The sequence below is a fragment of the Persicitalea jodogahamensis genome (assembly GCF_014651615.1).
Taxonomy (GTDB): Bacteria; Bacteroidota; Bacteroidia; order Cytophagales; family Spirosomataceae; genus Persicitalea; species Persicitalea jodogahamensis.
Genome location: NZ_BMXF01000001.1, coordinates 1,235,786 through 1,260,310, shown reverse-complemented (window position 1 = coordinate 1,260,310; position 24,525 = coordinate 1,235,786). Strand labels below are relative to the sequence as shown.

The following is a 24,525-nucleotide window of genomic DNA, read 5'->3' as shown; positions in this document are numbered from 1 at the left end:
TTTGTGCGCAAAGCCTTACAACCACTCATCAAGCCAGACCTTGTAGTTTTCTAAAAACTTCCCGTAAGCAAGTTGCAACTCCGGCAGAGCTTTGGCCAGGGTGCTGGTATCATTGGTCTTGAGGCGCCCTTCGGCGTCGCGGGCAATATCGGCAACCTGCATTACCCCCACGGTCCCCGCGCTGCCTTTCAGGGTATGAAGATGACTTTTTACGGTCGGGATATCATTTTGCTCGTAGGCAGTCAGGGCTTCCCCCACCAATTCGTTGGATTCGTTGACAAAGTCATCATACACCGACAGCACCAGTTCTTTACCTCCGATTTGCTTGAGCTGGTTCACGATTTCCCGATCCAGCACGGGCAGGGCTATCTCCTTGGCCAGAGCGAGCTGCTTATCCGTCATCTGCCGATCAGGTACTTTGCCGATGAGTTCCTGCACCTTGGCAATCAGTTTCTGGGCGCGGATGGGCTTGGCCACGTAGTCGTCCATCCCCTGGCTCAGGAAGCGCTCGCGGTCTTCCTTCATGGAGTAGGCCGTCATGGCCACTACGGGCGGGAAGGGGTTATCGGGCGTTCCCTTGCCGTACTTTTCCCGAAGTTTCTGGGTAGTTTCGACACCATCCATATCGGGCATTTGAATGTCCATAAACACGATATCGTAGTATTCGTCGGGCGAGGCCATCACGCGCTCCATCTTCTCCATGGCCTCGAAACCACTCTCGGCGGTATCAACCACGCAGCCTGATTTTTTCAGAATTTCGCTGGCCACCTTTCGGTTGACCATATTGTCATCCACCAGCAGAATCGTAGGATGGTAGCTCTCAAAAATATCGTCGATGAAAGCCTCTTCCTCTTTCTCGATTACCGACGAAGGAGCAATGGCCGTTTCTTTGGCTTCAAAAGTGAACCAGAACATACTGCCTTCGTCTGTTTCGGACACCACGCCAATGTCTCCATTCATGAGTTGGCAAAGCTGCTTCGAAATAGCCAGGCCCAGGCCCGTACCGCCGTACGATTTTTGCGAGGAATTGTCGAGCTGTGTAAAAGAAGTGAAGAGCATTTGCTGATCCTCTTCCGAAATACCAATTCCGGAGTCGTACACTTCCACTTTGATCAGGTTGGTCTTGCCGGTTTTCTTTTCCAGTTTGACGTTAATCCGCACCTCACCGTTTTCTGTAAACTTCAGGGCATTGGAGGTCAGATTCGACAAAATCTGAAGCAGCCGTGTTTGATCGGCAATCACGTATTTCGGCAGCTTCGGGCCAAGCTTATAGGTCAATGTGTTGCCTTTGTTGCGGGCGGTTTGGGCGAAGAGCGACACCAGCTTCTCCATTAACTCTTCGAGCGAAAGCGGCAGTTCGTGCAGGGCCATCTTGCCCGCCTCGATCTTGGACAGATCGAGGATGTCGTTCAGGATATGCAGTAAGGTCTCGGAGGAGCGCTTGACGGTCTGAATATAGTCGCGCTGCTCGTCATCAAGCTTCGTATTGATCAGTAGATCCACCATCCCGATCACGCCGTTCATGGGCGTGCGGATTTCGTGGCTCATGTTGGCCAGGAAGCCTTCTTTTACTTTGAGCGAGTGTTCGGCCTGCTCTTTGGCTTTGAGGAGTTCCAGTTCGTTGCGTTTGAGGGCCGTGATGTCCCGGGCCAGCACGGCGATTTCAGAGGGCCGCCCGTGTTCATCGTTGAACATCAGCATATTGAACATGAACTGCCTGATGTTGCCGCCCTTCACGCGCAGATTTCCCTCAATGTTGCGCAGGCTGCCGTCGCGGCGCAGTTTCATCAGGGCGCGGTGAATGAGCTGCCGGTCGTCGAAGAAATCGGTAATCGGCCGACCCAGCACTTCCTCTGCCGTGTAGCCTGTGCGCTTAAGTACCGACGGGCTGATCATCGTGATGATGCCCTGACGGTCCATGCGGCAGTAGATGTCCTGCAGATTGACGAATATCCCCCGGAAGACCTCCTCACTTTGGCGGAGTGACAGCTCGGCGTTCTTGCGCCTTGTCACGTCGCGGGCAATCCCTGACACTTCCTCAATCACGCCTCCCTCGAACAAAATCGGGTTGAGATAAAACTCGAACCAGAGTTCCGTGGCCTCCCGGGTGTGGATCTTCATTTCGAAGTACTGCAGCTTCCCACGGAAGGCATCGCGGTAGCGCCGCTCCAACTCCCGCCGGTTGTCGGGGCTCATCATCCGCCAGCCCAGTTTTTCGGTACTTACGTATAAGGCGGGTGCCGTGTTGAGCTGACTCTCGATAAGATTGGAGTAGTTTTTGTTGAATGAGGTGAGCTGCAAACTTTTGTTTACCGACCAGATCAGGTGCGAACTACTGTCGAAAATGGCGTTGAGCCGGGCGGCGTACTTGGCCAGTTCTTCCTCGCTTTGTTTCCGGGCAATGGCCAGGGCCACCTGCCCCGAGATAAATTCCAGTAGTTCGAGGTCGCGGGCGTCATAGTTGTTGGGGTTGTCGTACGACTTCACCCCAATGATCCCCGTCACACGGTCGCCGATGCGGAGCGGAACGGTAAGAAGTACCTCCGGCGTCGTTCCGTATAGGTAGAGGCTATTGGTTCGGGCCAGTTGCTCGATGTCTTCGTGATACAGAAACAGCGGGCGGTTAGATGCGATGGCGTACTCCGTGAGACCGTTGCCCAACCGACGCTTGGTGAAGCGCAGTCCCTGAAAGTACTCATCTACATAGTACGGAAAGTAGAGAAAACTCTTGGACTGGTCGTAGAGGGCAATGAAAAAATTGCGGACGTCGATAATCTTACCCAGCTCCTCATGAATATTGCCGTACAGTTCTTCGAGGTTATCGGTGCTGATGGTCCAGTTGGCGATACTGTAGTAAAGCTTCTGCGCCCGTTCTGCCCGTATTTTTTCGGTAAAATCATGAAGGATGCAGCGGTAAGCCGTGGGCTTACCGTGGTCGTAGCGGCAAGTAACGCTGCCCGTCAGGAAGAGTTTGCGACCGCCTTTGCTGAGGAACACCGTCTCGAAATCCGGTACCGGCTCCCCGCGCTGGATGCGGGCCAGCTGGTCGAGGGTACTTTGTTTGTAATCAGGGTGCAAAATATCGTACAGTGTGATCGCCGAAATTTCGTCCTGCGTGTAGCCTACTACTTCGCGCCACGCCCGGTTGACAAAAATGAACTTACCATCCAGGGTGATGAGCTGAATGACGTCGCTGGTATTGTCCACCAGATCCTGCAACTGGCCGTTGGAGCGCGACAGGGCTGATTCCATGCGTAGTCGCCGCGTGATGTCGTCGCCGACGATCGTGAACGACACGGGGAAACCTTCCTCTTTCCTGACCAGAAAGGAATTGATGGTCACGGTGCGCAGGGAGCCCGTCTTGGTGCGTAACGGAATTTCGCGGCGGTCGATCCTGACGTCGCGATATACGCCGTCTTCCAGCAGGTCTTTCACTTCGTCTCGGCTGGCTTCAGGAATCAGCGTGTCCAGCAGGTTTTTGCCCAGCAGGTCAGCCTCTTCCCAACCCGTTTTTCGCAAAAGGTAAGGACTGACGGACTGAATTACCAGATCCAGATCCAGCGTGATGCCAATCAGCCGCAGGTGTTCCAGTGTAGTATTGACCGATTTCCAGTCGACGGAAGAAGTTAGCGTTTCCAATTTTTCAATGGATTATGAACAGTAGACAATAGACAGTCAGATTCCCCAAAATCAACCGTGAGTTAAAAAAAATACAAGGTTGTCAGAAATTGCCTAACGATCAGAAAACGGCTTTTCAAATCTAGTCGCAAATGGTCTGACGAGTTAATACTACGAAATTAGCCGTAATTTTAGCGCAAGTTGTCTGATAACCTGAAAAGTTCCACCTGCCGCTTCGTGCCTAAACTGAACCAATGAAAATTCGCCCTAAAAAATCCCTCGGCCAACATTTTCTTCGCGACCTGAGCATTGCCCGGCGCATCGTGGACAGCCTGGTACCCCATCAGGGCTTCCAGACGGTACTGGAGATTGGCCCCGGCATGGGGGTTTTGACGCAGTATTTACTACAAAACGACGCCTACGAAACCCACGTCATCGAAATCGACCGCGATTCGGTACCCTATCTCAAGCAGCACTACCCTGCCCTCGCGCCCCGCGTGATCGAGGGCGACTTCCTGCGCTGGAATCTTTCCCGGCTCACGGAGGCAAAAGTCGCCATTATTGGAAATCTCCCCTACAATATTTCTTCGCAGATTTTCTTTCGGATCATCGACCAGCGCGATCAGGTGCCTGAGATCGTGTGTATGCTGCAAAAAGAAGTGGCCCGGCGCCTTGCCTCGCCTCCCGGCAACAAAGAGTACGGTATCCTGAGCGTGTACCTGCAGGCATTTTACGACATCGAATATCTTTTCAGCGTGCCGCCGGGCGCTTTCGATCCTCCCCCCAAAGTACAGTCAGGCGTGATTCGGCTTTTGCGCAATGAGACGATGCAGCTGGCCTGCGATGAGCAGCTCTTTTTCCGGGTGATCAAGACGGGCTTCAACCAGCGTCGCAAGACCCTGCGCAACGCCCTGAAACCCCTGGGCGTCGAACTGGACTCGCCCTACCTCGACCAACGTGCCGAACAATTGAGTGTTGCGGATTTTGTGGCGCTCACGCAGTTGGTGCAAGAGGCCATGGAATAAACGGATGTGGTACGGGCGGCTCGCCCGTCTCCCCAACTACGCCTTGAATGTGGACGAAAATGGCACGGCAAAAACTAGTTCCGCGCCCGAAGCTCCTTGATCTCAAAATCGAATGAGAGTTCATTCATGCACTTAAAGTGGCCTTTCGGACATTTTGCGTAACCGATCTTGGAGCAGGGACGGCAGGAGAGGCTGTTGTTTTCCAATATGACGTGCGGAGTCTGGTAAGGGTACATCCCGAAAAGCGGCGTGGTGTTGCCCCAGATCGAATAGACTTTTTTCTTGAATGCCGCCGCGACGTGCATCAGGCCGGTATCGTGCGTAAAGACGAACTCCGACTGCCGCACCAGCGAGGCCGACTGGTTGAGGTTGCACTTTCCGCAGGCATTAAAAATAAGCGTATCGCCCAGCGTCTGCCTGATGGCTTCGCCCGTTTCGAAGTCTTCTTTTCCGCCCAGTAGTATGGTCGGGTAGTTAATCTTTTGGCAAAGTTCGATCATGCGCGCCAGGGGCAGCCGTTTGGTGGCATGCTGGCCGCCGATGGCGTACGCCACGAAGCCTGCGCGGTGTGTGGCAGGCAACCAGTCGCGTTCCACCTCGTCGCGGTAAGGGATGAAGTAGTCCAGCCCCTGATCGTCGTTGGACACACTCAGCGGGGTGACCGTCGCCATGTAGCGATCCACAATATGGACCAATGGCATGACGTTGAATTTCAGATTCGTCAGCAGCCATTTCTGCGTATTCAACTTCGGAAAGCTGAACGAGCGCACGCCCAGCGAAAGTTTGATCCGCAACGTGCGCAGGTTGGTGTGCAGGTCGATAATGTAGTCGAATTGCTCACCGCGCAGCCGGGGAAGTAGTTCGCCCAGGTTGCCATCCAGGTACCACGCCTTGTCAATGTACGGGTTCTCTTCCAGCAACGATCGGTACTGAATTTTGGTAAAGTAATGAACCTCCGCATCAGGATACTGTTGCTTCAGGCACCGCACGACGGGAGTCGTCAAGACGATGTCGCCGATGGACGAGAAGCGCAGAATCAAGAACTTGGTAGGCTTTTGGGACACGGGGTGGGATAGATTATTCATTTTTCATGGCGCGACCTCGCAAAAATAAAGGAAATCCGCCAGCGTTGGGGGATTGTTGGAGATGTTTACGAAGATTGCTAACTTCACCTGTTTTTGTGGTATGCTGAAACAGCTTGTGCCACGACTTGCCTAGTCGGGCAAGACGCAACAAAATAAGCGTTACTACCATGCTCGAAGAAATCCTGGACATAAAAAACGACCGGCGGCTCAGTGTATTTCTTTACCGGGCGGGTTTTGGCTGCTGGCTGCTTTACCTCGCGCTCGGTGCCCCGGCCCTGCACCTCTACCACCACTACCGGCAGGATGCGGGAGTTTTCTGTATCCTTTTGATGGTGACGGGTTTTTCGGCCTCGATGGTGTATGAGTACTACCACAACCGTCCACAATACGAGCAAAAGAAAAAGTGGCTGGCTATCAGCTACCTGGTTTTGGCGGGAGCAGTTTATCTTCTTGAGTTCAGGGACAAAGGCATTACGCTGGACTGGACTCTGGTGCTGCGGTGGTTTTCCTGAACGTGACCGATGCGTATCATTGCAGACGTTGCTGTTCTGCCTGAATACCAGCAGAGCTAGTCGGTTCGCAGAAACACCTGAGCGGGAGGATTTCAGAAGGCACCGCAGAACGATTCTGGCCCGGCAGCCCTGCAAGAACATCTAATCGCTTCGTAACAAAGGATTTAAAAAATAATTCAGAGTGCTGTGACGGGATAGTTGCCATTATTCTCGAAATTTGTAAAAGAAAACAAAGTATAAAACAAGTATCTGTTTGATTAACAGTATACCAAGGCATATAGCATGGTGCTTGTAGCCTAAAGCTATTTCTATGAAATTAACATTTTGGGGAGCCACACAACAGGTGACGGGCAGTATGTATTTGCTCGAAGTGGACGATTACCGAATCCTGATCGAGTGCGGCCTAAATTTTGACTTGAACGAAAAGCAGAAAAAAGCCCTTTACGACAAACAAAAAAGCGTTTTCCCCTTTGATCCCACCCTCATAAACACGGTGCTGCTCACGCACGCCCACATCGACCACTCCGGCAATATCCCTAATCTGTACAAAGAAGGCTTTGAAGGCCAGGTAGTTTGTACCGAAGCCACCTATTCGCTGACGGGCATTCTGCTGGAAAACTCGGCCATGCTGCACCAGAAGCGGCTGAACACGGCCAACGGCAAGGCTTCCAATAAGAAGAAAAAGGGATCGCTTGTCAAAGATTTCCCCCGCGATCTGTACCTGCAGAAGCACGTCAAGCAGGCGATGGAAAACTTTTTTCCGGTGGCCTTCAACCAGCGGTACCGCATTTCCGACCGAGTCAATGTGACCTATATCCCGGCGGGACACTTGCTGGGCGCGGCGCATATCCTGGTGGAAGTACACGATGTGGACGGCGAGAAGAAATCACTCTGCTTCTCGGGCGATGTGGGCCGCAAAAACTACCCGCTGCTCGTGGACCCTCAGCCTGTCCCCCAGGTAGACTACCTGATTTGCGAAACTACCTATGGTAACCGCATGCATGAAGACATGCGGCCACCCGGCGAGGCACTCATGGACGTCATCCAGCGCACCTGCGTGGAAATTCCGGGGCGGCTCATCATCCCCACCTTCAGTGTGGGACGTACCCAGGCGCTGCTCTACACGCTCAATAAGCTCTATCTCGACCATCAGTTGCCGCCCTTGAAAGTCTTCACCGACAGTCCGCTCAGCTTCGGAAGTACCCGGATTCACCAGAAGTACTCGCGGCTACTGAATAAGGAAGCGCGCGAATTCAAGGAAGACAACGAGATGCTGTTCGACTTTGAGAACCTGGTGTACATCGAAGGCAACGACGCCAGCAAGGCGGTCTCCAACTACGCCGAGCCGTGCATCATTATTTCGTCGTCGGGCATGGTGCAGGGCGGGCGCATCGAGCACCACATCGCGGCCAATATTGAGAATCCTTATGCCACCATCCTGATGATCGGTTACGCCTCCGAAGGTACTTTGGGCTGGCGCTTGCTGAACGGACAAGACAGCATCACGATCCAGGGTAAGCAGAAGAAGGTCTTGGCGAATATTGAAAAAATTGACGTATTTAGCGGCCATGGCGATCGCGATGATCTCCTGGATTTTGTAAGAAACCAGGACGCCAACCAACTGAAAAATATTTTCCTCATCCACGGCGAAGCCCAAAGTATGCGGGACTTTCGCGATACACTGGCGGTGAAGGGATACGAAAAGGTAACGATCCCTGAGCGGGGCCATGAGTATGTCTTGTAGGGCTTTTATTTAAGTGTTTAGTCGTTTAGAAGACCATGTTGACAACCAAACTGAACAGAGTTTTTTAATTTTGCTTTGTGTTTCCTGAAATCACCAGGCCTGACAAAAAACCTCTCCTCTTCTAAGGGTGGATAAAAATCGATTAATCTTCCCCGCTAAACAACTGACTCCCTACGCTTTCCAACAATTCCAAAATTAAACTGATCAACAATTCCACAATAAATGCGGACTTATCTAGATTTTGAAAAACCCATCGCCGAGCTGGACAACAAACTGGCGGATATGCGGCGGTTGGCCGAAGAAAGCACCATCGATGTATCGGCAGCAACTGCGGCGCTGGAAAGCGGAATTGCCAAACTACGGCAGGAGATATTTGACAACCTCACCCGCTGGCAGCGTGTACAACTGTCGCGCCACCCCGACCGCCCCTATACTTACGAGTACATCCAGCTCATGTGCGACGAGTTCATCGAGCTCCACGGTGACCGGCAGGTACGCGACGACCCGGCGATGATCGGAGGCTTTGCCAACCTCAACGGGCAGGGAATAATGATTATCGGGCAGCAGAAAGGACGTAATACCAAGCAGCGGCAGCACCGCAATTTCGGAATGCCCAACCCCGAAGGCTACCGCAAAGCCCTGCGGCTGATGAAACTGGCCGAGAAATTCAATAAACCTATCATTACGCTCATCGACACACCGGGTGCGTTTCCCGGTCTGGAAGCCGAGGAGCGCGGGCAGGGCGAAGCCATCGCCCGCAATTTGAAGGAAATGTTTATGCTCAAAGTACCGGTGATTTGTATCGTCATCGGTGAGGGTGCCTCGGGTGGAGCGTTGGGTATCGCCATCGGCGACCGCGTGATGATGCTCGAAAACACCTGGTACTCCGTGATTTCTCCCGAAAACTGCTCTACCATTCTGTGGCGTAGCTGGGATTACAAAGAGCAGGCCGCCGACGCCATGAAACTCACCGCCCGCGACATGAAAGCCAATAAGCTCATCGACGAGATCGTGCCGGAACCCTTAGGTGGGGCGCACCTTGATCATGTAGGCATGGCCGCCATTCTGAAAGGGGTCATTCTCGACCATCTGGGTCAATTATCTCAACTTTCTCCCGAGGAGCGTATCAATCAGCGCATCGACAAATTCTGCGACATGGGTGTCGTGGTTGAATAATTTTTTGTGAAAGACAATCCGATTAAAAACATCGTTTTCGACCTCGGCAATGTCATTATCGACATCGACGTGCCGCGCGCCGCGCATTCCTTTGCCAAGCTGAGCGGGCGTAATCCTGAAGACGTGGTGGAGATGTTTGGAACCGCCGGGCTTTTTGGCCAGTTCGAGACGGGCCAACTGGACGCCGCCGGTTTCCGGAACTACGTTCGTGAACTACTGCAAAATCCCGACTGGGAAGATGCCGTAGTGGACACGGCCTGGAACTCGCTGCTGCTGGATATCCCGCCCGCCCGCATCGAGATGATTCAGAAACTGGGCGAAAACTACCGCCTCTTCCTGCTCAGCAACACCAGCAGCATCCACATCGAGGCGGTTAATACGATTCTGGAAAAAGCTACGGGCGTGCCGCGACTGGACGATCTTTTTGAAAAACTTTTTCTCTCTTACGAAATGGGCGTGATGAAGCCCGACCCGGCCATTTACGAGCAAGTACTGCGGGAAGCGGGTCTCGAAGCGGGCGAAACGCTTTTTCTGGACGATAACGAAAACAACATCATCGCCGCCCGCGCCCTGGGCATCCAAACCTTCCATGTGCAGCCGCCGTTAACTATGCTGGACTTCCTGCAAGACTATGTCGCCTAGCGCCCGCACCACCCTGATTCAGGTTTTACTTTTTGTCGTTACCCTCATAACTACCACGCTCTCCGGGGCGGAGTGGATTTATGGGAAATCGTTTTTTTCTTTCGGCATCCTTCCGGCGGACCAGCTGATGAGCTGGCCTGAGTTGTGGCAAGGCCTCAACTTCTCGCTGCCCTTCCTGTTCATCCTCACCGTCCACGAATTCGGGCATTACTTTGTCGCCAAAATCCATCAGGTGGAGGTGACGCTGCCCTACTATATTCCGCTGTGGTTTGGCTTCACGCAAAGCATCGGCACGATGGGTGCGTTCATCCGTATCAAGTCGGTCATCCGGTCGCGGGTCAAGTTTTTTGACATCGGCATCGCCGGACCGCTGGCTGGTTTTGTGGCCGCATTAGGGGTACTTTGGTACGGCTTCACGCACCTGCCACCGCCGGAGTATATTTTCACCATCCACCCTGAGTACGCTCGCTACGGGCTGGACTACGCGCAATTCGTGTACGAAGATCAGGAAGGGATGCTGGTCCTGGGTGATAATATCCTGTTCTGGTGGTTTAAAGAATTTGTAGCCGATCCGGCGCGGCTCCCCCACCCTTACGAGATGATTCACTACCCTTACCTGCTGGCGGGTTTCATTTCGCTGTTTTTCACGGCCCTCAACCTGATTCCCATCGGGCAGCTGGACGGCGGCCACATCATGTACGGGCTCCTCGGCAAAAAGCGCTTTAATGTAGTAGCTCCAACGCTGTTTATCCTTTTCGCCTTTTACGCCGGACTGGGTCTTTTTAAGGCTGAGGAGTTCGCCACGCTGTCCAGCGACGATCAGTACTATACGCTGCTGGGCTACCTGGCGCTGTACGTTTACTTCCTCTACATTTGCCTGAAGCGCATCACCGATAGCCCAAGTACAGGCCTGATACTAAGCCTCGGTATCGTGGTCGCGCAATTCGCGGTCTCTTACCTGCGTCCCGACTGGGAAGGGTACTCGGGCTTCCTGTTTTTTGTCTTCCTGTTGGGCCGCTTCCTGGGCGTCTATCACCCCGAAACTGCCGACGACGGCCCGCTGGGTACCAGGCGCATTCTGCTGGGTTGGCTGGCGGTGGTAGTTTTTATCCTTTGCGCTAGTCCGAAGCCGTTTATTCTGGTGGGGATGTGAAGGGAAAAATAAAGTTTTTTGTAGGAAAATAAGTAGCTGCTTATTGTCGCTTTCACTGTTTTTGATGCTCTTGATGTTCCACTTTCTGGAATAAAAATACTAGTTTTGAAACAAAATTCCTTTCATGGTCATTGTTGCTAAGGCTGCACTGACAGGCTTCGCTGAGAAACATCTCGATGCGCTTGTCGCTCTGCTTAATTGGTATGAGGTCTCATTGCAAGCACAGTGGAACTCATTAGCTGCGATGAAGAATACTTTCAATTCAGTAGATTATATCGGCAACGATCGCTATGTGTTCAACATCAAGGGTAATAAATACCGACTGGTAGCCATGATAAAAAACAAAAAAGAATACCGTCAGGCATTTGAGAAGATAGACGTTCTGCTTTCTGAAATGGGGGATGATCTTGAAAAACAAAAAGAGGCCAGATCACTAGCCGAGGAGATTCAGGAATATGAGAAAGATAATATTTCATTTCCAGCTCCAACTACTTTACTTGGTATGATCGAGTTGAAGATGTATGAGATGAAGCTTAAACGTAAAGATCTGGCTGTAATTCTGGGCGTGGAAGCCTCCCGTGTTTCGGAAATGATGAATGGCAAACGAAGGATTAGCGTAGAAGTTGCTAAGGGACTTCATGAGAAGTTAGGAATCGACGGAAATTTCATTCTTGAGAAAATTTGACGGTTTGGCTGTCTGGTATCGAATTACTTCGAAGTAAAACCAGGATCTGACGTACTGGACAACACGGCAGATTTGTCTTCGGATGCCAAAGCCTTGCTACCGTTGGAATTTAGGAAGGCAGTAGGGAAAATGAAAACGCATGACGCGGATTATTTTTTTGAGTCATAAGAAGAAAGGCCGCTCCCAATACTGGAAGCGGCCTTTCTTCAATCTAATTCTTTTCAAAAAGAGGTCATTCACCCTGCTTCCTCATTGCGCGGCCTCGAAACAGTACACATTCAGGTTTGTACTCACGAAAATGCGCCCCTTTTTGCCATTCTTACCCGGTATGCCCGTCACGAAGCCCGTGATCCATGAATCGGTGCGGTTCTCGGTGTAGGCATCGGGGCATTCCAGCGCCCAAAGTACCTTGCCGTCCGAAACGCGCGTGGCGATCAGAAGCTTGGTTTCAATATAGTACACCACCCCGTCCTGATAGTGCAGCGCACTGCTGAAACCGCTCGAACGTTGCACCCAGGGCACGCTGCCCGTCTCGGGGTCGATGGCGTAGAGTTTGGCGTTCTGGCCGTTGGCCAGCAGCTTGCCCTCGGCCACAATCATATCACTAAACAGGCTCGATGGCGTCACGCGCAGGAACCACACGCGCTTGCCCGTCATTAGTTCATAGCAGCCTACCCACATCCCAACGGCAAAATATACCTTGTCATTGATGATGTTGGGCCAATTTCCTACACCAACTTCGGATTTTTCGCCCGTCCTCACCTCACTAAGCATCGGCATCCGCTCGTACACCCACTTGCGCTGCGTGAGATTGTAGAGACTCATATATCCAGTAGTTGCCGTGTTCTGGTAGTAAGGCCGACTGACCGGCAGGTCGTAGCTGACCAGCAGCAGCGTGTCAGAACCCCGCACGAAGGGCTTGATGCTACGCCCCCGGGCGATCCACTCGAAGCCACTGGGGTCATGCCAGACGCTGTCGGGGAAGGTTTTCAGCTTGGCGACTTCCCTGACTTCACCTGTGGCCATATCGCCCTGGTAAATGCTCTCCTCCCAACGATTCTTAGCATAAAGCTCGGGCGACGTGCCGGGAAAATAATAATGAGGCCCAATACCTGCTAATCCAATTGACCCTCCAAAGTTGCCTCCCCCTTTTTTCCGCCATACTGTCTGACCAGTCTTCTGGTTGATACAGTAGAAACGAGAGGCGTTTTTATAGAGTAGTAGATTTTGATAAGCATATACATGATAGTTGGCAGTATAATCTACCTCTGTCTGATCGAAACGGTCATTCCAAACCCAAGAATCTTTGCCATCTTCCAAACTTTTCAGGACCAAACTGTTGGCAAGTCTGCCCTGATCGGGTTGTGGAGGCCTCTGGGCGGCAAGGACATATTGCCCGTTGTAGGTATGCTGAGCTTGCATACCCGACACACGGCCACCATCCAGTGAAGTAGAAGACTTCCAGAGATGGGGTAGCCGAGTGACTACCCCATTCTCATCCTTCAGTACATCATCGTCTGGCCCTTTGCAGGAAAGCACGCTAACCAGTAGAAAAAATGCTATTACCTCCTTCATTGATTGCCAATTATGAGTAAATTTTGTTCCTCTAATTTGTCATTGATTATTGGAGAAGGGCATTTTGGGGCATAGGCTGCAAATTTGTCTGAAAGACCCGGAATATAAGCTACGATTTTCCGATAATTTTTATAGGGAAAACCGATTTTATTCTATTACTTCTTCTGGGATTGGTTGGGTTTTTATGTAAACCTTATTGCTAGAATGTCACAGCCCAAAAGAACTCAACTCAAAAATTGCCCTCACCATGACCTTAGGAGAAAAACTTCGGAAACTTCGTTCCGACAAAAAGATTACCCAAACTCAGGCAGCCGAATGGCTCAAAGTAGCACAAAGTACTTACTTCGATTGGGAGAATGATAAAAACTACCCCACTGCCAAAAACTTTGCCCGGCTCATCGAGGTGTTCGGAATCAGTGCCGCCGAATTGGTGGATCCTGACTGGATGGTGACCTTACACCAGCCTGCTCCCGAAGAAGGACAAACCGGAGAAACCGTGATGCAGGGCAACGCCCTGCGAATGTTTGAAATCCTGCAGGAGAACCAGCAGAAGCAGCATAAGCGACTGGAAGATAAGATCGAGCAGTTGGAAGAAAAGATAAAACTACTGGAAAAACGCGCATAGTACCTGCGCCGGAATCAGGTTCGTAATCGTGCATGTACCACCTTATTTCCCCAAATAATTCCCTATCTTTGCTCTCAATCAAAGCGGTTTACTGGCCGGGGAAACAAGGTCGGTATCTTTTTATTTTAATTTACTGAACCTTGTTATTTAAAGACCTCGCCCTCCACGGCGACATTCTCAATGCCGTGGACGCCATGAATTTCAGCCAGACTACCCCCATTCAGGAACTGGCCATCCCCCCGATTTTAGAAGGAAAAGACCTCATTGGCTGCGCCCAGACCGGCACCGGCAAAACGGCCGCGTTCCTGATCCCGACGCTCGACTACATCACGCAACATCCGCAGGACAAGGTCACGGCGCTCATCATCGTACCCACCCGCGAGCTGGCTACCCAGATCGACGGACAAGTGCAGGGATTAGGCTATTTCTGTAACGCCACCAGCATTGCCATTTACGGCGGCACCAAGGGCCCCGAGTGGGACCAGCAACGGAAGGCGCTCGAACAGGGAGCCGACATCATTATTGCCACGCCGGGCCGCCTGATGGCGCACATGCAACTGGGTTACGTAGATTTCAGCCACATCAAGTTCCTGATCCTCGACGAGGCCGACCGGATGCTGGATATGGGTTTTGTGGGCGATATTCTCGCTATCCTGAAATCGGTGCCCGACGACCGGCAAACGCTGATGTTCTCGGCCACGATGCCGCCCAAGATTTCGGACTTTGCCAAGAAAATTCTGCGCGATCCCGTGCAGGTGCAACTATCGGTTTCAAAGCCTGCCGCCGGCATCGACCAGCAGTTTTACATGGCCGGGGAAAATCAAAAACTACCCCTGCTGGTTCATCTGCTCAAAGCGGCCGACGATCCCAGCATGGTACTGTTCACTTCTCGGCGGTCTTCGGTCGATTCCATCGTGCGGGCGCTACGCCGCAAGGGTTTTAAAGCCGAGGGTATTTCGTCGGATTCGGAGCAGGCGCAGCGCGAAGTCGTCCTGCGCGATTTCAAGAACCGTACTTTTCCGATCCTGGTTGCTACCGACGTGCTGTCGCGCGGCATCGACATAGACAACCTCAGCCACGTGGTCAATTACGATCTGCCCCGCGACCCTGAGGACTACGTGCACCGCATTGGTCGCACGGCCCGCGCCGAGTCGAAAGGCACGGCGATTACCTTCCTGGGGGAGGCCGACAAGCGCGGCGTGCAGGGCATCGAGCGGTTGCTGGAACGCAGCGTCAATATCATCAGCATGACCGAAGAACTGGGTCTGGGTCCGGCGCCCGTTTTCGGGGATCGCAGCAGTGGCAATGACCGCTCGCGGGGACGGGGTAGTTCCAACCAGCGATCACGGGGCGGCAATGCCCGACGCGGCTCAGACTCACGACGACGCGAAGGTTCTAAATCTGCTTCGTCAGGTACTTCGGGCGATGGTGCACCAACTGCCGCCGCTACGTCGGACGTCACTACACCGACGGGCGGTACTTCTGATTCCACTGGTGAAAAAAAACGGCGCCGCAAGCCCCGCAACAAAAGAAAATCGCCGCGTGCCGACCAGAGCCCAGCCACCGAATAAGCCATTTCTTTCGCTCGCAAACTTCCTGCCGCTGCTACTTCTGGCGGGGCTGAGTCTGCTGGCGTTGGTCTTTCATTGGATCCGTATTCAGTTTAACGAAGCCGTCGATTTTTCGCTCGACTGGAACCTCTTCCTGAGCTGGATTCCCCTGCTGATCGCCTTCCTGGCCCGAGCGGTTTCGAAGCGATTCGGCCGGCTGCCATTGGTGATTGCGCTGCTCAGTGTGTGTTGGCTGGCATTTTTTCCCAATGCCCCCTACATGATCACCGACCTGGTGCACCTGTCGGTAGACTACAACCGTGACCTTACCTGGCACGACGCCATCATGCTTTTTTATTACGCCCAGATCAGCCTCATTAACGGGCTGGTTTCGCTTTACTGGATGCACGGTTCCTGGCGACGCACCTATTCCAAAAGCATCGGGCTGGTCCTGCTGCTAATCAGCTTCCCGTTGGGTGGCTTTGGCGTTTTTCTGGGCCGCATCGTGCGGTTGAATAGTTGGGATATTTTACACGATACCCAATCGTTTTTCGACGACATCTGGAACAGTGTCTACGACCGCACGGCCCTGCTGTTGAGCGTGGAGTTTGGGTTACTGCTCGGAACGCTTTACTTTGTCCTCTGGGTATTGCTGCGCTACCGTACCCGCTGGCTGGAACGGTCGGCCCGGTAGCATTTTCCAACGTCGGTTTGTTTTTCTGATGAAAAGAATAGTACTGGCTTTGCTGAGCCTGGTTGCCTCTCCCCTGCTGGCACAGCCGGAGATCGTTCACCAGAATCTGTACTGGATACGCTACTACAATATTTTGAATTTCAACCAGAAATGGAGCCTTCATTCGGAAGCCGACACCCGCCATTTTTTCTCCAACAGCGCCCAGCACCAGTTCATCTCTCACCTGCATTTTGTTTACAAACCCAGCAACACCTGGTACTTTGGCGGCGGACTCACCTACTCACTGCAGCGCCCGCAGTTTCCAGAAACCAGGCCTCGCCCGACCACACCCGAATTCCGAATCTGGCAGGAAGCAGCCTACAGCCGGCTACTTTCGGCGCGGTTCGCTCTGAGCGGACGGATTCGTACGGAAGAACGCTTTTTGTCAAATCACACGGGTCGTTTCGATGACGATTACCGCTTCGTTTTCCGACACCGTTACCGGGCGCAGCTGACCTACGCCCTAAAAGGTAAAAACCTGGCCTTCCGGGTATCGGACGAAGCCTTTCTGAATACTTTTCATCAGAATCTGTTCGATCAGAACAGGATATTTCTATCGGTAGAAAAACGCTTCTCACCCGCCCTGGCCATAGAGTTGGGCTACATGAATATCCATCAACTCGGCCGGAAAGCCCAACGCCTCTACCGTCGGGACAATCTTCGTTTCACGCTGACGCATACCCTGCGGCCATTGTAGTTTTTCCCAAAAAACTTTCAGCCCATTTTTTTTGTTTTCTGGCGGGACAAATAGCCTACATTTGCCGCAATTTCCGGCGGGCTTTCCCGTTTTCTGACCTACAACACGACTTACCAAATACAAGCCTTGAAATTTCTCGCCTTTTTATCAGTACTATTCTTCATTCGCTCCGCCGAGGTCAACCCTACCTCCGATCAAATCATTGGCCGCTGGATGTCAGAGCAAAAGGATTTGGCGGTGGAAGTATACAAAGTCAACGACCATTACGCCGGCAAGGTAGTGTGGTTCGATTGCAGCAGGCCCGGTACTCCACCGATGGCGAAACACTTCGATACCGAAAACCCTAATCCAAAACTACGTAACCGACCCTGGCTGGGCATGAATGTGCTGAACGACCTGCGGTTTAACGGCTCGGATGAGTGGAACAGCGGGACGGTTTATGACCCGAACTCCGGCCGTACCTACCGCACTGTAGTCAGAATGGCGTCGCCCAAGTCCATTATTGTGCGTGGCTATTGGGGAGTCGAGTTTTTGGGTAAGAATATGCGCTTCAATAAAGTAAGCAACTAGGTCTTCACAGAGCTTTCCTTCCGAACCTAAGGTAGTTTCGTCGCTGATTATTTCGATTTCACCCCGTCAACTTGGGGTTTGTTTGGCAGTTGTGTATGTTTGGTAAGTAGTATATCACTTATCCAAACCCTCGACCGTCCTTTCATGCAACTCGTTATCGAAAACCTCGACAAGGTGTACCCCAATGGCGTGCACGCCCTCAACGACGTTAATCTCACCATCAATCAGGGCATGTTCGGGCTGCTTGGCCCCAACGGCGCGGGCAAATCCTCGCTCATGCGCACCATCGCCACCTTACAGGAACCCGACAGCGGTTCAATTCGTCTCGGTGACATTGATGTACTGATTCAGAAGGACGAAGTTCGCAAAACGCTTGGTTACTTACCGCAGGAATTCGGCGTGTATCCCAAAGTCGATGCTGAAACGCTGCTCGATCACCTGGCGGTACTCAAAGGTATCACCAATCGCAGTGAGCGGAAAGAAACAGTAAAAGCGCTTTTGCAAAAAACCAACCTCTACGATGCCCGCAAGAAAAATCTGGGCGGTTATTCGGGCGGTATGAAGCAGCGGTTCGGCATCGCGCAGGCGCTGCTGGCCAATCCTCAACTCATCATCGTGGACGAACCCACGGCGGGCCTCGATCCCGCCGAACGCAACCGTTTCCTGAACCTACTGAGCGAACTGGGCGAAAATACCATCGTAATCCTGTCGACCCACATCGTGGACGACGTAAAAGAACTTTGCTCCGACATGGCCATTTTCAATCAGGGACAAGTACTTTACCACGGAAGTCCGCAAAAAGCCCTCGGGGCCATCGTCGGAAAAATCTGGGAAAAGCGCGTGCCGAAGGCTGATTTGGAAACGTTGCGCACGACTCACACCGTCATTTCCGAAAAACTTGTTGGTGGTATGCCCGTCGTTCATGTTCTGTCCGATACTAACCCCGGCGAAGGTTTTGAAGCCATTGAGGGTGATCTGGAAGATGTCTATTTTTCTTACATTTTTAGTAGCAAAGGAGCAGAATACCAAAGTACCTGAGTGGATTGAAACTGCCTTTCAATTTGTATATACTGAAAACGACACTCTGGAACTCTGTCTCTTTGGAACTTTGAAACTACCTACCCTCCCATGCTACTAGAAATCATCCGCTTCGAGCTAAACTACCGCAAGAAACGCCCGGCGACCTACATCTACTTCGCCATCATTTTCCTGCTTTGCTTCTTTTACGCCACCTCCAAGTACGTCGTCATTGGGGGCGGAGCGGGCGGGCAGTTAAAAGAAAATTCGCCCTATAACATCGCCCAGGTCATGGCTATCATGACTTACGCCATGACCTTCATCACCTCGGCGATGATGGGCGTGCCGATCCTGCGCGACTTTGAGCACAAGACCGAGTCGCTCATGTTCAGCACGCCGGTTTCCAAGTTCGATTATCTGTTCGGGCGGTTCATTGGTTCGTTTATCGTGACGGTACTTATTTTCTGCGCCGTCTGGCTGGCGCTGATGCTGGGCTTTGCGGTCGGGAAACATCTGCCCTGGGAGCCATCCTGGTACGCTAAGGAATTGTTGCCGTTCAATTTTTGGCACTATATACAACCATTCCTGACCCTCGCCCTTACCAATATTTTTATTCAGGCGGCTATTTACTTCGCTGCCGGCACGCTCAGTCGCCAGACGATCGTCATTTACTTACAGGGTATCGTGCTGCTGGTACTTTACCAAATCGCCGGCACCATTCTCGGCGACATCGAGAACAAGCCCCTGGCGGCCATGCTCGATCCCTTCGGTTTCCAGGCGTTCGACAATTACACGGAATACTGGACGCCCGCCCAGAAAAATACGCAACTGGTACCTTTACAGGGTGTACTACTCTGGAATCGCCTGGTTTGGATGGGCGTTGCGGTATTGATTCTGGCAGGAACATACTTCGGGTTCAGCTTCAGCGTGGTGCGCAAGAGCTGGCGCAAGACCAAAGCCGTGGTGGCCGAGAAAGCGCGCTTCAACCCCGAGAGCATCCGCATTCCGCTGGTACAGCAGATTCTCACTTCGGGTAGTTACCTGAAAATGATGTGGAAGCAGGCGATTTTCTACGCCAAAACTACCATGAAAGACGTGCCCTTCATCGGCATCGTGGGCGTGGGTTTGATCAACCTGATTGTCAGTGCGTTTTATTTTGGCAAAATGTACGGCACGAGTTCGTACCCGATCACGGCCAACGTGTTGGGCTTACTCGGCGAGTTCGATATTTTCTTCTTTGTCATCATCGTTTTTTACTCCGGTGAACTCATCTGGCGCGAGCGGGCCGTCAGCATGAACCTCATCATGGATGCGCTGCCCATTCCCGATTGGGTCAATCTCGCGGCCAAGTTCATCGCCATGTTGCTGCTGTACACGGGCATTCTGTTGGTACTTATTCTGATGGGCATGGCCGTCCAAACCGCCATGGGGTACTACAACTATGAGGTGGGGTTGTACTTCAAAAGTCTTTTCACTTCCACGATGTCGTTCCTGGTGGCCTACACCCTGCTGGCCTTTTTCGTGCAGGTGATGGCCAACAGTAAGTTTGTTGGCTACGCGCTGATGTTCCTGTTTTTTATTGTCATGATCACGATGGGCGCCATGGGTATACGCCATCCGCTCGTCGTTTTCAACAGCGGTGGCCTGGGAGACTATTCCGATATGAATCGATTCGGTCACTTCTTCGCCCGTTTTTCCTGGTTGAAACTTTACTGGTTCGGTTTCGTGGCAGTGCTGTTTGTGCTGGCGGTCGTTTTCGCGGTGCGTGGTACCGATAGCATCCTGCAAACCCGGCTGCGTTTGGGCCGTAACCGACTGACCCGCCCCATTCTGGTCACGGCCTTCGCGGCGCTGATTCTGACGATCGGGACGGGCTTCTTTGTGTATTACAACACCAACAAACTCAACGACTACTACACTTCGGAGGAGCGAGAACAGCGGCAGGTAGACTACGAAAAAACGTTGAAGCAATACGAGCGCGTCCCGCAACCCAAAATCGTGGAGTCTAATCTGAAAGTGGAGATTTACCCCTCGACCCGCGACTTTACCGCTGAGGGTTTTTATTGGTTAAAAAACAAAACGGCCAAGTCCCTCGCCGATGTACATATTCAGGAAGCCATCCAGAACGATGTAGAAACCGACTATCTGCGCTTTGGAAATGGTGGGGCAAAGGTGAACAAAGAGTGGAAGAAGTTTGGCTACACGATCTACCGACTGGCCAAGCCGCTGGCTCCCGGCGACTCGGTGAAGATGGAGTTCAAGGTCAATTTCACCACCAAAGGGTTTACCTCCGGCGGCGGCAATACCGACATCGTCAACAATGGTACTTTTTTTAACAACGGCTATTTCCCGTCGCTAGGCTACGAAGAAGGTGGCGAACTGAGCAGTGACGATTTGCGCCGCAAGTACAAACTACCCGAAAAAGAGCGCATGATGGAGCAGGACGACCCACGCGGTCTGAGCCAGAACCTCTTCGGCGACGACGCTGACTACATCCGTTTCAAGATGGTAATTGGTACTGCCCCAGACCAAACCGCCATTGCACCCGGCTACCTGAAAAAAGAATGGACGGAAAACGGACGAAGGTACTTCGACTACGAAATGGATGTGCCGATGGTCAATTTTTATTCTATCGTCTCGGCCCGTTATGAGGTAAAGCGCGATGTTTGGAAAAACTCCAACGGTCAGCCCGTGAAGCTGGAAATCTATTACAACAAGGGCCACGAGTACAACCTCGACAAGATGATGACGTCGATGAAGAAGGCGCTGACCTATTATTCCAAAAACTATGCGCCCTTCCAGTTCCGGCAGATGCGCATTATGGAGTTTCCCCGGTATTCCAGTTTCGCGCAGTCATTCGCCAATACGGTACCTTTCTCGGAAGGCATCGGCTTTATCCAGAAAATCAGTGACCCGGACGAGGATCTCGACATGCCTTTTTACGTAACCGCCCACGAGGTGGCGCACCAGTGGTGGGGCCACCAAGTACCCGAAGCCAGCGTAAAGGGTAACGCCATGCTCTCGGAATCCCAGTCGCAGTACTCGGCGCTGATGGTAATGAAGCAGAGTTTCCCGCCCGAAATCATGCAGAAATTTTTGAAATACGAAATGGATAGCTACCTGGGCGGTCGTTCCAGCGAGAGCAAAAAAGAGCAGCCCATGGCCCTCACCGAAGGGCAGCAATATATCCATTACCGCAAAGCGTCGGTCATCATGTACGCCTTGCAGGACTACATCGGTGAGGATAAGGTCAACGCCGCTCTGCGCACGTTTTTGGCAGAGTGGAAGTACCCCGGACCCGATTCGAAGAACAAGCGCTACCCCACGAGCCGCGACCTAATCGGCTATTTCCGCGCCGAAACGCCGGACTCTTTAAAGTACCTGATCAATGATTGGTTCGAGACTATTACGCTTTATGAGAACAAGGCTACCGAGGCTACCTACGTCAAGAAAAACGATAAGCAGTATGAGGTAACGCTGAAATTTACGTCCGAGATGTTCCGTGCCGATAGTGCGGGTAATGAGCGCCCTTTACCGCTGAATACGCAGTGGTTCGACGTGGGTGTTTATGGGAAAAATAAAGACGGTGAAGACAAACTTCTTTACTTACAAAAACACAAAGTGACGAAGAAAGAGAATACGGTGAAAGTAATGGTGAGTGAAAAGCCGACCAAGGCGGGTATCGATCCGATCAATAAGCTCATCGACCGCCACCCGGATGATAATACGAAGTCGGTAAGTGAGGCGGGGGGCGAGAATTCTTAGTTCAGCGTTCTTAGTTGAAAAAGTAAAGCCCGGAGCTAAGTAGTTCCGGGATTTTTACTAAATGAAAGATTTGAACCACTCATATCCGCGCTTTCCCAAACCAATACCCCGCCGTCAAGCCCAGGCTGCGGTTGTAGAAACTGATAACATCAGCCCGGTGATCAACAGGCGCGATGCCCGTCAGGCCGTGGCTATAATTGACCGCCAGCGAAATTCTTCCCACTTCTACCCCAGCCGCTGCGACTAGACCATGATCCATGCGGTTATAAGTGCCTTCGGGACGGTTTTTTTTAGGTCCGAATAGGATCTTTTGGTTAAATCCTACTGACTGAGTATTAAAACTGGATTTACCCCCAAGGCCCGCCGCTGTGTACGGCCCTAAGCCTCCGAAAATTTTGCAGGTATTACTGACTTGCGACTTGTACAATACCAGTACCGGGAGTTCAAGGTAGTTGGGCCGGAAAGTACCCCGAAAATTTCCCGTTAATGTACCCTGCTGATTACGGAACTCCAACATAGAACTGAATCCTTTTGTGACATAAAGCAGAGCGGGTTGAACGGAGAAGTTCGGAGACAAGCTGATCTCCGCCTGAAGCCCCCCCTGGTACCCCGGTAGAGGGTCAAAATCGGGATCGCGCTGAAACTTGACGTTGGAAGCATTGACGCCAGCCTTCACGCCAAAGCGTACTTGAGCATCTGCGGGCTGGACAAAGAAAAGCGCGCCGAGTACCAGCGCAGGCAAGAGGGAGTTTTTCATAGGATGGTAGTTTCTGGTTCATACCTATCCAAACGGATGGATACAGTTTCCCATTGTCACCCTTTTTTCTTTTTTCCTTGTGGACGATTCTTATTTGTATCGTACCAGAAAATTTATCTCCCATATAGTATTTATACAACCCGTCGCTCTTTACAAGAGTACGTAGCTCTTGTAGATAAGGGCTGTTCATTAGCGCATTCAATTCAAAATTAATAACCTGAAATGGACAACTTTAATATCAATCGCCGCCGCTTCTTGCAGGGAGCCTCGGCGACATTGGCCCTCACCGCCTTCGGGGCGCAGGGCATGGACATCATTAACCCCGCCAAACCTTACCGCGTGGGCCTGATCGGTACGGGCTGGTACGGAACCAGTGACTTGCTCAAGCTGATTCAGGTGGCTCCGGTGGACGTGGTGGCCCTTTGTGATGTAGATAAAAATCAGGTGTCCAGAGCCGGGAAATTGGTGAGTGAGCGGCAGAAGTCGGGCAAGGTGCCCAAATTCTACGGCGACTACCGGAAAATGTTGGCCGAAAACCAGCTCGATATTGTCCTGATCGGCACCCCTGATCACTGGCACGCACTGCAAATGATCGACGCCGTGAAAGCCGGCGCCCATGTGTATGTGCAGAAACCCATCAGCGTGGACGTAATGGAGGGCGAAGCGATGGTCGCTGCGGCCCGCAAGTACAATAAAGTGGTGCAGGTTGGAACCCAACGCAAAAGTACCCCCCACCTGATCGACGCCAAGAAGAACATTGTGGACGCCGGACTGTTGGGCAAAATCGCTCACGTGGAAATGTGTTGCTACTTCCACATGCGCAACGGTGAAAACCCTTCCGTCAAACCTGTTCCCGATTTTCTGGATTATGATATGTGGACTGGGCCCGCCCCGATGCGCCCCTACGACAATCTGCCCCACATCCGGTGGTGGCGGGCGTTCATGGAGTATGGCAACGGGATCACGGGCGATATGTGCGTGCATATGCTCGACACCGTGCGCTGGATGCTCGACCTGGGCTGGCCCACGCGCATCAGTTCGCAGGGGGGCATCTATGTGCAGACCGACGCCAAGTCCAACATTTCCGACACCCAGTCTGCCGTTTTTGAGTATCCCGGACTCAATTGTGTGTGGCAGCACCGCACTTGGGGTACGCCCAACAACCCCGACTACCCGTGGTCATTTACGATCTATGGTGAGAAGGGTACGCTTTGGGGCAGTACGATGCAATACGATTTTATCCCCGAAGCCAAGGACGGCAAGCGCATCCATAAAGATGTACTTTACGAAAAAGAACAATATCCCGAAGATCTTACCGAAGAACGTAACGAACTGAACGCCGCTCCCGCCACCCGCCGGCATATGCTGGACTTCCTGGCTGCAATTGAAAACAACGGCCGTCCGGTAGCGGACATCGAGCAAGGCCATATTTCCACGGCCAGTTGCATCATGGCTAACCTGTCGATGGCTACGGGTAAGCCGATTGTGTATGATCCCAAAACCCGCAGCATCGTCGGCGGCGACCGCGAACTGAACGGTCTGCTGGCTCGCCCCTACCGCAGCGGATACATCCATCCGGCCCCGAATAAGGTTTAA

Annotated in this window: 19 protein-coding genes; 15 read left to right on the top strand and 4 right to left on the bottom strand. The window is 52.3% G+C overall.

Annotation, left to right across the window (positions count from 1 at the left end; genetic code table 11):
* Positions 1 to 15: 15 nt before the first annotated feature.
* Positions 16 to 3,639, bottom strand: a complete 3,624-nt coding sequence (locus IE117_RS05155) for a PAS domain S-box protein (protein WP_189563246.1) — start codon at positions 3,637 to 3,639, stop codon at positions 16 to 18.
* 233 nt (positions 3,640 to 3,872) lie between these two features.
* Here IE117_RS05155 and rsmA point away from each other — a divergent pair, with 233 nt between their 5' ends.
* Positions 3,873 to 4,643, top strand: coding sequence for a 16S rRNA (adenine(1518)-N(6)/adenine(1519)-N(6))-dimethyltransferase RsmA (rsmA, locus tag IE117_RS05150; RefSeq protein WP_189563245.1), 771 nt, complete (start codon positions 3,873 to 3,875; stop codon positions 4,641 to 4,643).
* 74 nt (positions 4,644 to 4,717) lie between these two features.
* On the opposite strand, the gene IE117_RS05145 is transcribed toward rsmA, so the two are convergent.
* Positions 4,718 to 5,728, bottom strand: a complete 1,011-nt coding sequence (locus IE117_RS05145; protein WP_189563244.1) for a glycosyltransferase family 9 protein — start codon at positions 5,726 to 5,728, stop codon at positions 4,718 to 4,720.
* A gap of 167 nt (positions 5,729 to 5,895) precedes the next feature.
* Between IE117_RS05145 and IE117_RS05140 the strand changes: the two genes are divergently transcribed.
* The 6 genes from IE117_RS05140 (at position 5,896) to IE117_RS05115 (ending at position 11,640) form a co-directional block, all read left to right on the top strand.
* Positions 5,896 to 6,240 carry a hypothetical protein gene (locus IE117_RS05140; RefSeq protein WP_189563243.1) on the top strand — a complete coding sequence of 115 codons (345 nt, stop codon included), beginning with the start codon at positions 5,896 to 5,898 and terminating at the stop codon, positions 6,238 to 6,240.
* A 310-nt stretch (positions 6,241 to 6,550) separates the two neighbouring features.
* Positions 6,551 to 7,984, top strand: coding sequence for an MBL fold metallo-hydrolase RNA specificity domain-containing protein (locus IE117_RS05135; protein ID WP_189563242.1), 1,434 nt, complete (start codon positions 6,551 to 6,553; stop codon positions 7,982 to 7,984).
* A gap of 222 nt (positions 7,985 to 8,206) precedes the next feature.
* Positions 8,207 to 9,160, top strand: a complete 954-nt coding sequence (locus IE117_RS05130; protein WP_189563241.1) for an acetyl-CoA carboxylase carboxyltransferase subunit alpha — start codon at positions 8,207 to 8,209, stop codon at positions 9,158 to 9,160.
* A gap of 6 nt (positions 9,161 to 9,166) precedes the next feature.
* A complete protein-coding gene (locus IE117_RS05125; RefSeq protein ID WP_189563240.1) occupies positions 9,167 to 9,802 on the top strand; it encodes an HAD family hydrolase in 636 nt (211 codons plus the stop codon).
* A complete protein-coding gene (locus IE117_RS05120; protein ID WP_189563239.1) occupies positions 9,792 to 10,955 on the top strand; it encodes a site-2 protease family protein in 1,164 nt (387 codons plus the stop codon). The genes IE117_RS05125 and IE117_RS05120 overlap by 11 nt, the downstream gene beginning before the upstream one ends.
* Positions 10,956 to 11,079: 124 nt before the next feature.
* Positions 11,080 to 11,640 carry a type II toxin-antitoxin system HigB family toxin gene (locus IE117_RS05115; protein WP_189563238.1) on the top strand — a complete coding sequence of 187 codons (561 nt, stop codon included), beginning with the start codon at positions 11,080 to 11,082 and terminating at the stop codon, positions 11,638 to 11,640.
* A gap of 249 nt (positions 11,641 to 11,889) precedes the next feature.
* Here the strand turns inward: IE117_RS05115 and IE117_RS05110 are convergent, their stop codons facing one another.
* Positions 11,890 to 13,215, bottom strand: a complete 1,326-nt coding sequence (locus tag IE117_RS05110; protein ID WP_189563237.1) for an outer membrane protein assembly factor BamB family protein — start codon at positions 13,213 to 13,215, stop codon at positions 11,890 to 11,892.
* A 247-nt stretch (positions 13,216 to 13,462) separates the two neighbouring features.
* Between IE117_RS05110 and IE117_RS05105 the strand changes: the two genes are divergently transcribed.
* The 7 genes from IE117_RS05105 to IE117_RS05075 all read left to right on the top strand — a co-directional run bounded on the left by IE117_RS05105 (position 13,463) and on the right by IE117_RS05075 (position 22,172).
* Positions 13,463 to 13,840, top strand: a complete 378-nt coding sequence (locus tag IE117_RS05105; protein ID WP_189563236.1) for a helix-turn-helix domain-containing protein — start codon at positions 13,463 to 13,465, stop codon at positions 13,838 to 13,840.
* 140 nt (positions 13,841 to 13,980) lie between these two features.
* A complete protein-coding gene (locus IE117_RS05100; protein WP_229580349.1) occupies positions 13,981 to 15,411 on the top strand; it encodes a DEAD/DEAH box helicase in 1,431 nt (476 codons plus the stop codon).
* Positions 15,383 to 16,084 carry a DUF1361 domain-containing protein gene (locus tag IE117_RS05095; RefSeq protein WP_189563235.1) on the top strand — a complete coding sequence of 234 codons (702 nt, stop codon included), beginning with the start codon at positions 15,383 to 15,385 and terminating at the stop codon, positions 16,082 to 16,084. Before IE117_RS05100 ends, IE117_RS05095 begins: the two co-directional genes overlap by 29 nt.
* Positions 16,085 to 16,112: 28 nt before the next feature.
* The gene (locus IE117_RS05090; RefSeq protein ID WP_189563234.1) at positions 16,113 to 16,820 is read left to right on the top strand and encodes a DUF2490 domain-containing protein; all 708 of its coding nucleotides are present in this window, start codon (positions 16,113 to 16,115) and stop codon (positions 16,818 to 16,820) included.
* A 126-nt stretch (positions 16,821 to 16,946) separates the two neighbouring features.
* Positions 16,947 to 17,390: a DUF2147 domain-containing protein gene (locus tag IE117_RS05085; protein ID WP_189563233.1), complete on the top strand. Its 444-nt coding sequence runs from the start codon at positions 16,947 to 16,949 to the stop codon at positions 17,388 to 17,390.
* A gap of 144 nt (positions 17,391 to 17,534) precedes the next feature.
* Positions 17,535 to 18,428: an ABC transporter ATP-binding protein gene (locus IE117_RS05080; RefSeq protein ID WP_189563232.1), complete on the top strand. Its 894-nt coding sequence runs from the start codon at positions 17,535 to 17,537 to the stop codon at positions 18,426 to 18,428.
* Positions 18,429 to 18,518: 90 nt separating this feature from the next.
* Entirely contained in the window at positions 18,519 to 22,172 is a 3,654-nt protein-coding gene (locus IE117_RS05075) for an ABC transporter permease/M1 family aminopeptidase (RefSeq protein WP_189563231.1), read from the top strand.
* 79 nt (positions 22,173 to 22,251) lie between these two features.
* On the opposite strand, the gene IE117_RS05070 is transcribed toward IE117_RS05075, so the two are convergent.
* Positions 22,252 to 22,929 (bottom strand): porin family protein, encoded by a 678-nt coding sequence (locus tag IE117_RS05070; RefSeq protein ID WP_189563230.1) that lies wholly within the window; start codon positions 22,927 to 22,929, stop codon positions 22,252 to 22,254.
* Between the two features lie 222 nt (positions 22,930 to 23,151).
* On the opposite strand from IE117_RS05070, the gene IE117_RS05065 reads away from it, so the two are divergent.
* Positions 23,152 to 24,525: a Gfo/Idh/MocA family protein gene (locus tag IE117_RS05065; protein WP_189563229.1), complete on the top strand. Its 1,374-nt coding sequence runs from the start codon at positions 23,152 to 23,154 to the stop codon at positions 24,523 to 24,525.

What these genes read in the sequence shown, in the direction of transcription:
- IE117_RS05135 (WP_189563242.1), top strand. Translation starts at nt 6,551, where the DNA reads ATGAAATTAACATTTTGGGGAGCCACACAACAGGTGACGGGCAGTATG.
- IE117_RS05120 (WP_189563239.1), top strand. Translation starts at nt 9,792, where the DNA reads ATGTCGCCTAGCGCCCGCACCACCCTGATTCAGGTTTTACTTTTTGTC.
- rsmA (WP_189563245.1), top strand. Translation starts at nt 3,873, where the DNA reads ATGAAAATTCGCCCTAAAAAATCCCTCGGCCAACATTTTCTTCGCGAC.
- IE117_RS05110 (WP_189563237.1), bottom strand. Translation starts at nt 13,215, where the DNA reads ATGAAGGAGGTAATAGCATTTTTTCTACTGGTTAGCGTGCTTTCCTGC.
- IE117_RS05140 (WP_189563243.1), top strand. Translation starts at nt 5,896, where the DNA reads ATGCTCGAAGAAATCCTGGACATAAAAAACGACCGGCGGCTCAGTGTA.
- IE117_RS05090 (WP_189563234.1), top strand. Translation starts at nt 16,113, where the DNA reads ATGAAAAGAATAGTACTGGCTTTGCTGAGCCTGGTTGCCTCTCCCCTG.
- IE117_RS05130 (WP_189563241.1), top strand. Translation starts at nt 8,207, where the DNA reads ATGCGGACTTATCTAGATTTTGAAAAACCCATCGCCGAGCTGGACAAC.
- IE117_RS05115 (WP_189563238.1), top strand. Translation starts at nt 11,080, where the DNA reads ATGGTCATTGTTGCTAAGGCTGCACTGACAGGCTTCGCTGAGAAACAT.
- IE117_RS05070 (WP_189563230.1), bottom strand. Translation starts at nt 22,929, where the DNA reads ATGAAAAACTCCCTCTTGCCTGCGCTGGTACTCGGCGCGCTTTTCTTT.
- IE117_RS05075 (WP_189563231.1), top strand. Translation starts at nt 18,519, where the DNA reads ATGCTACTAGAAATCATCCGCTTCGAGCTAAACTACCGCAAGAAACGC.
- IE117_RS05145 (WP_189563244.1), bottom strand. Translation starts at nt 5,728, where the DNA reads ATGAATAATCTATCCCACCCCGTGTCCCAAAAGCCTACCAAGTTCTTG.
- IE117_RS05080 (WP_189563232.1), top strand. Translation starts at nt 17,535, where the DNA reads ATGCAACTCGTTATCGAAAACCTCGACAAGGTGTACCCCAATGGCGTG.
- IE117_RS05065 (WP_189563229.1), top strand. Translation starts at nt 23,152, where the DNA reads ATGGACAACTTTAATATCAATCGCCGCCGCTTCTTGCAGGGAGCCTCG.
- IE117_RS05105 (WP_189563236.1), top strand. Translation starts at nt 13,463, where the DNA reads ATGACCTTAGGAGAAAAACTTCGGAAACTTCGTTCCGACAAAAAGATT.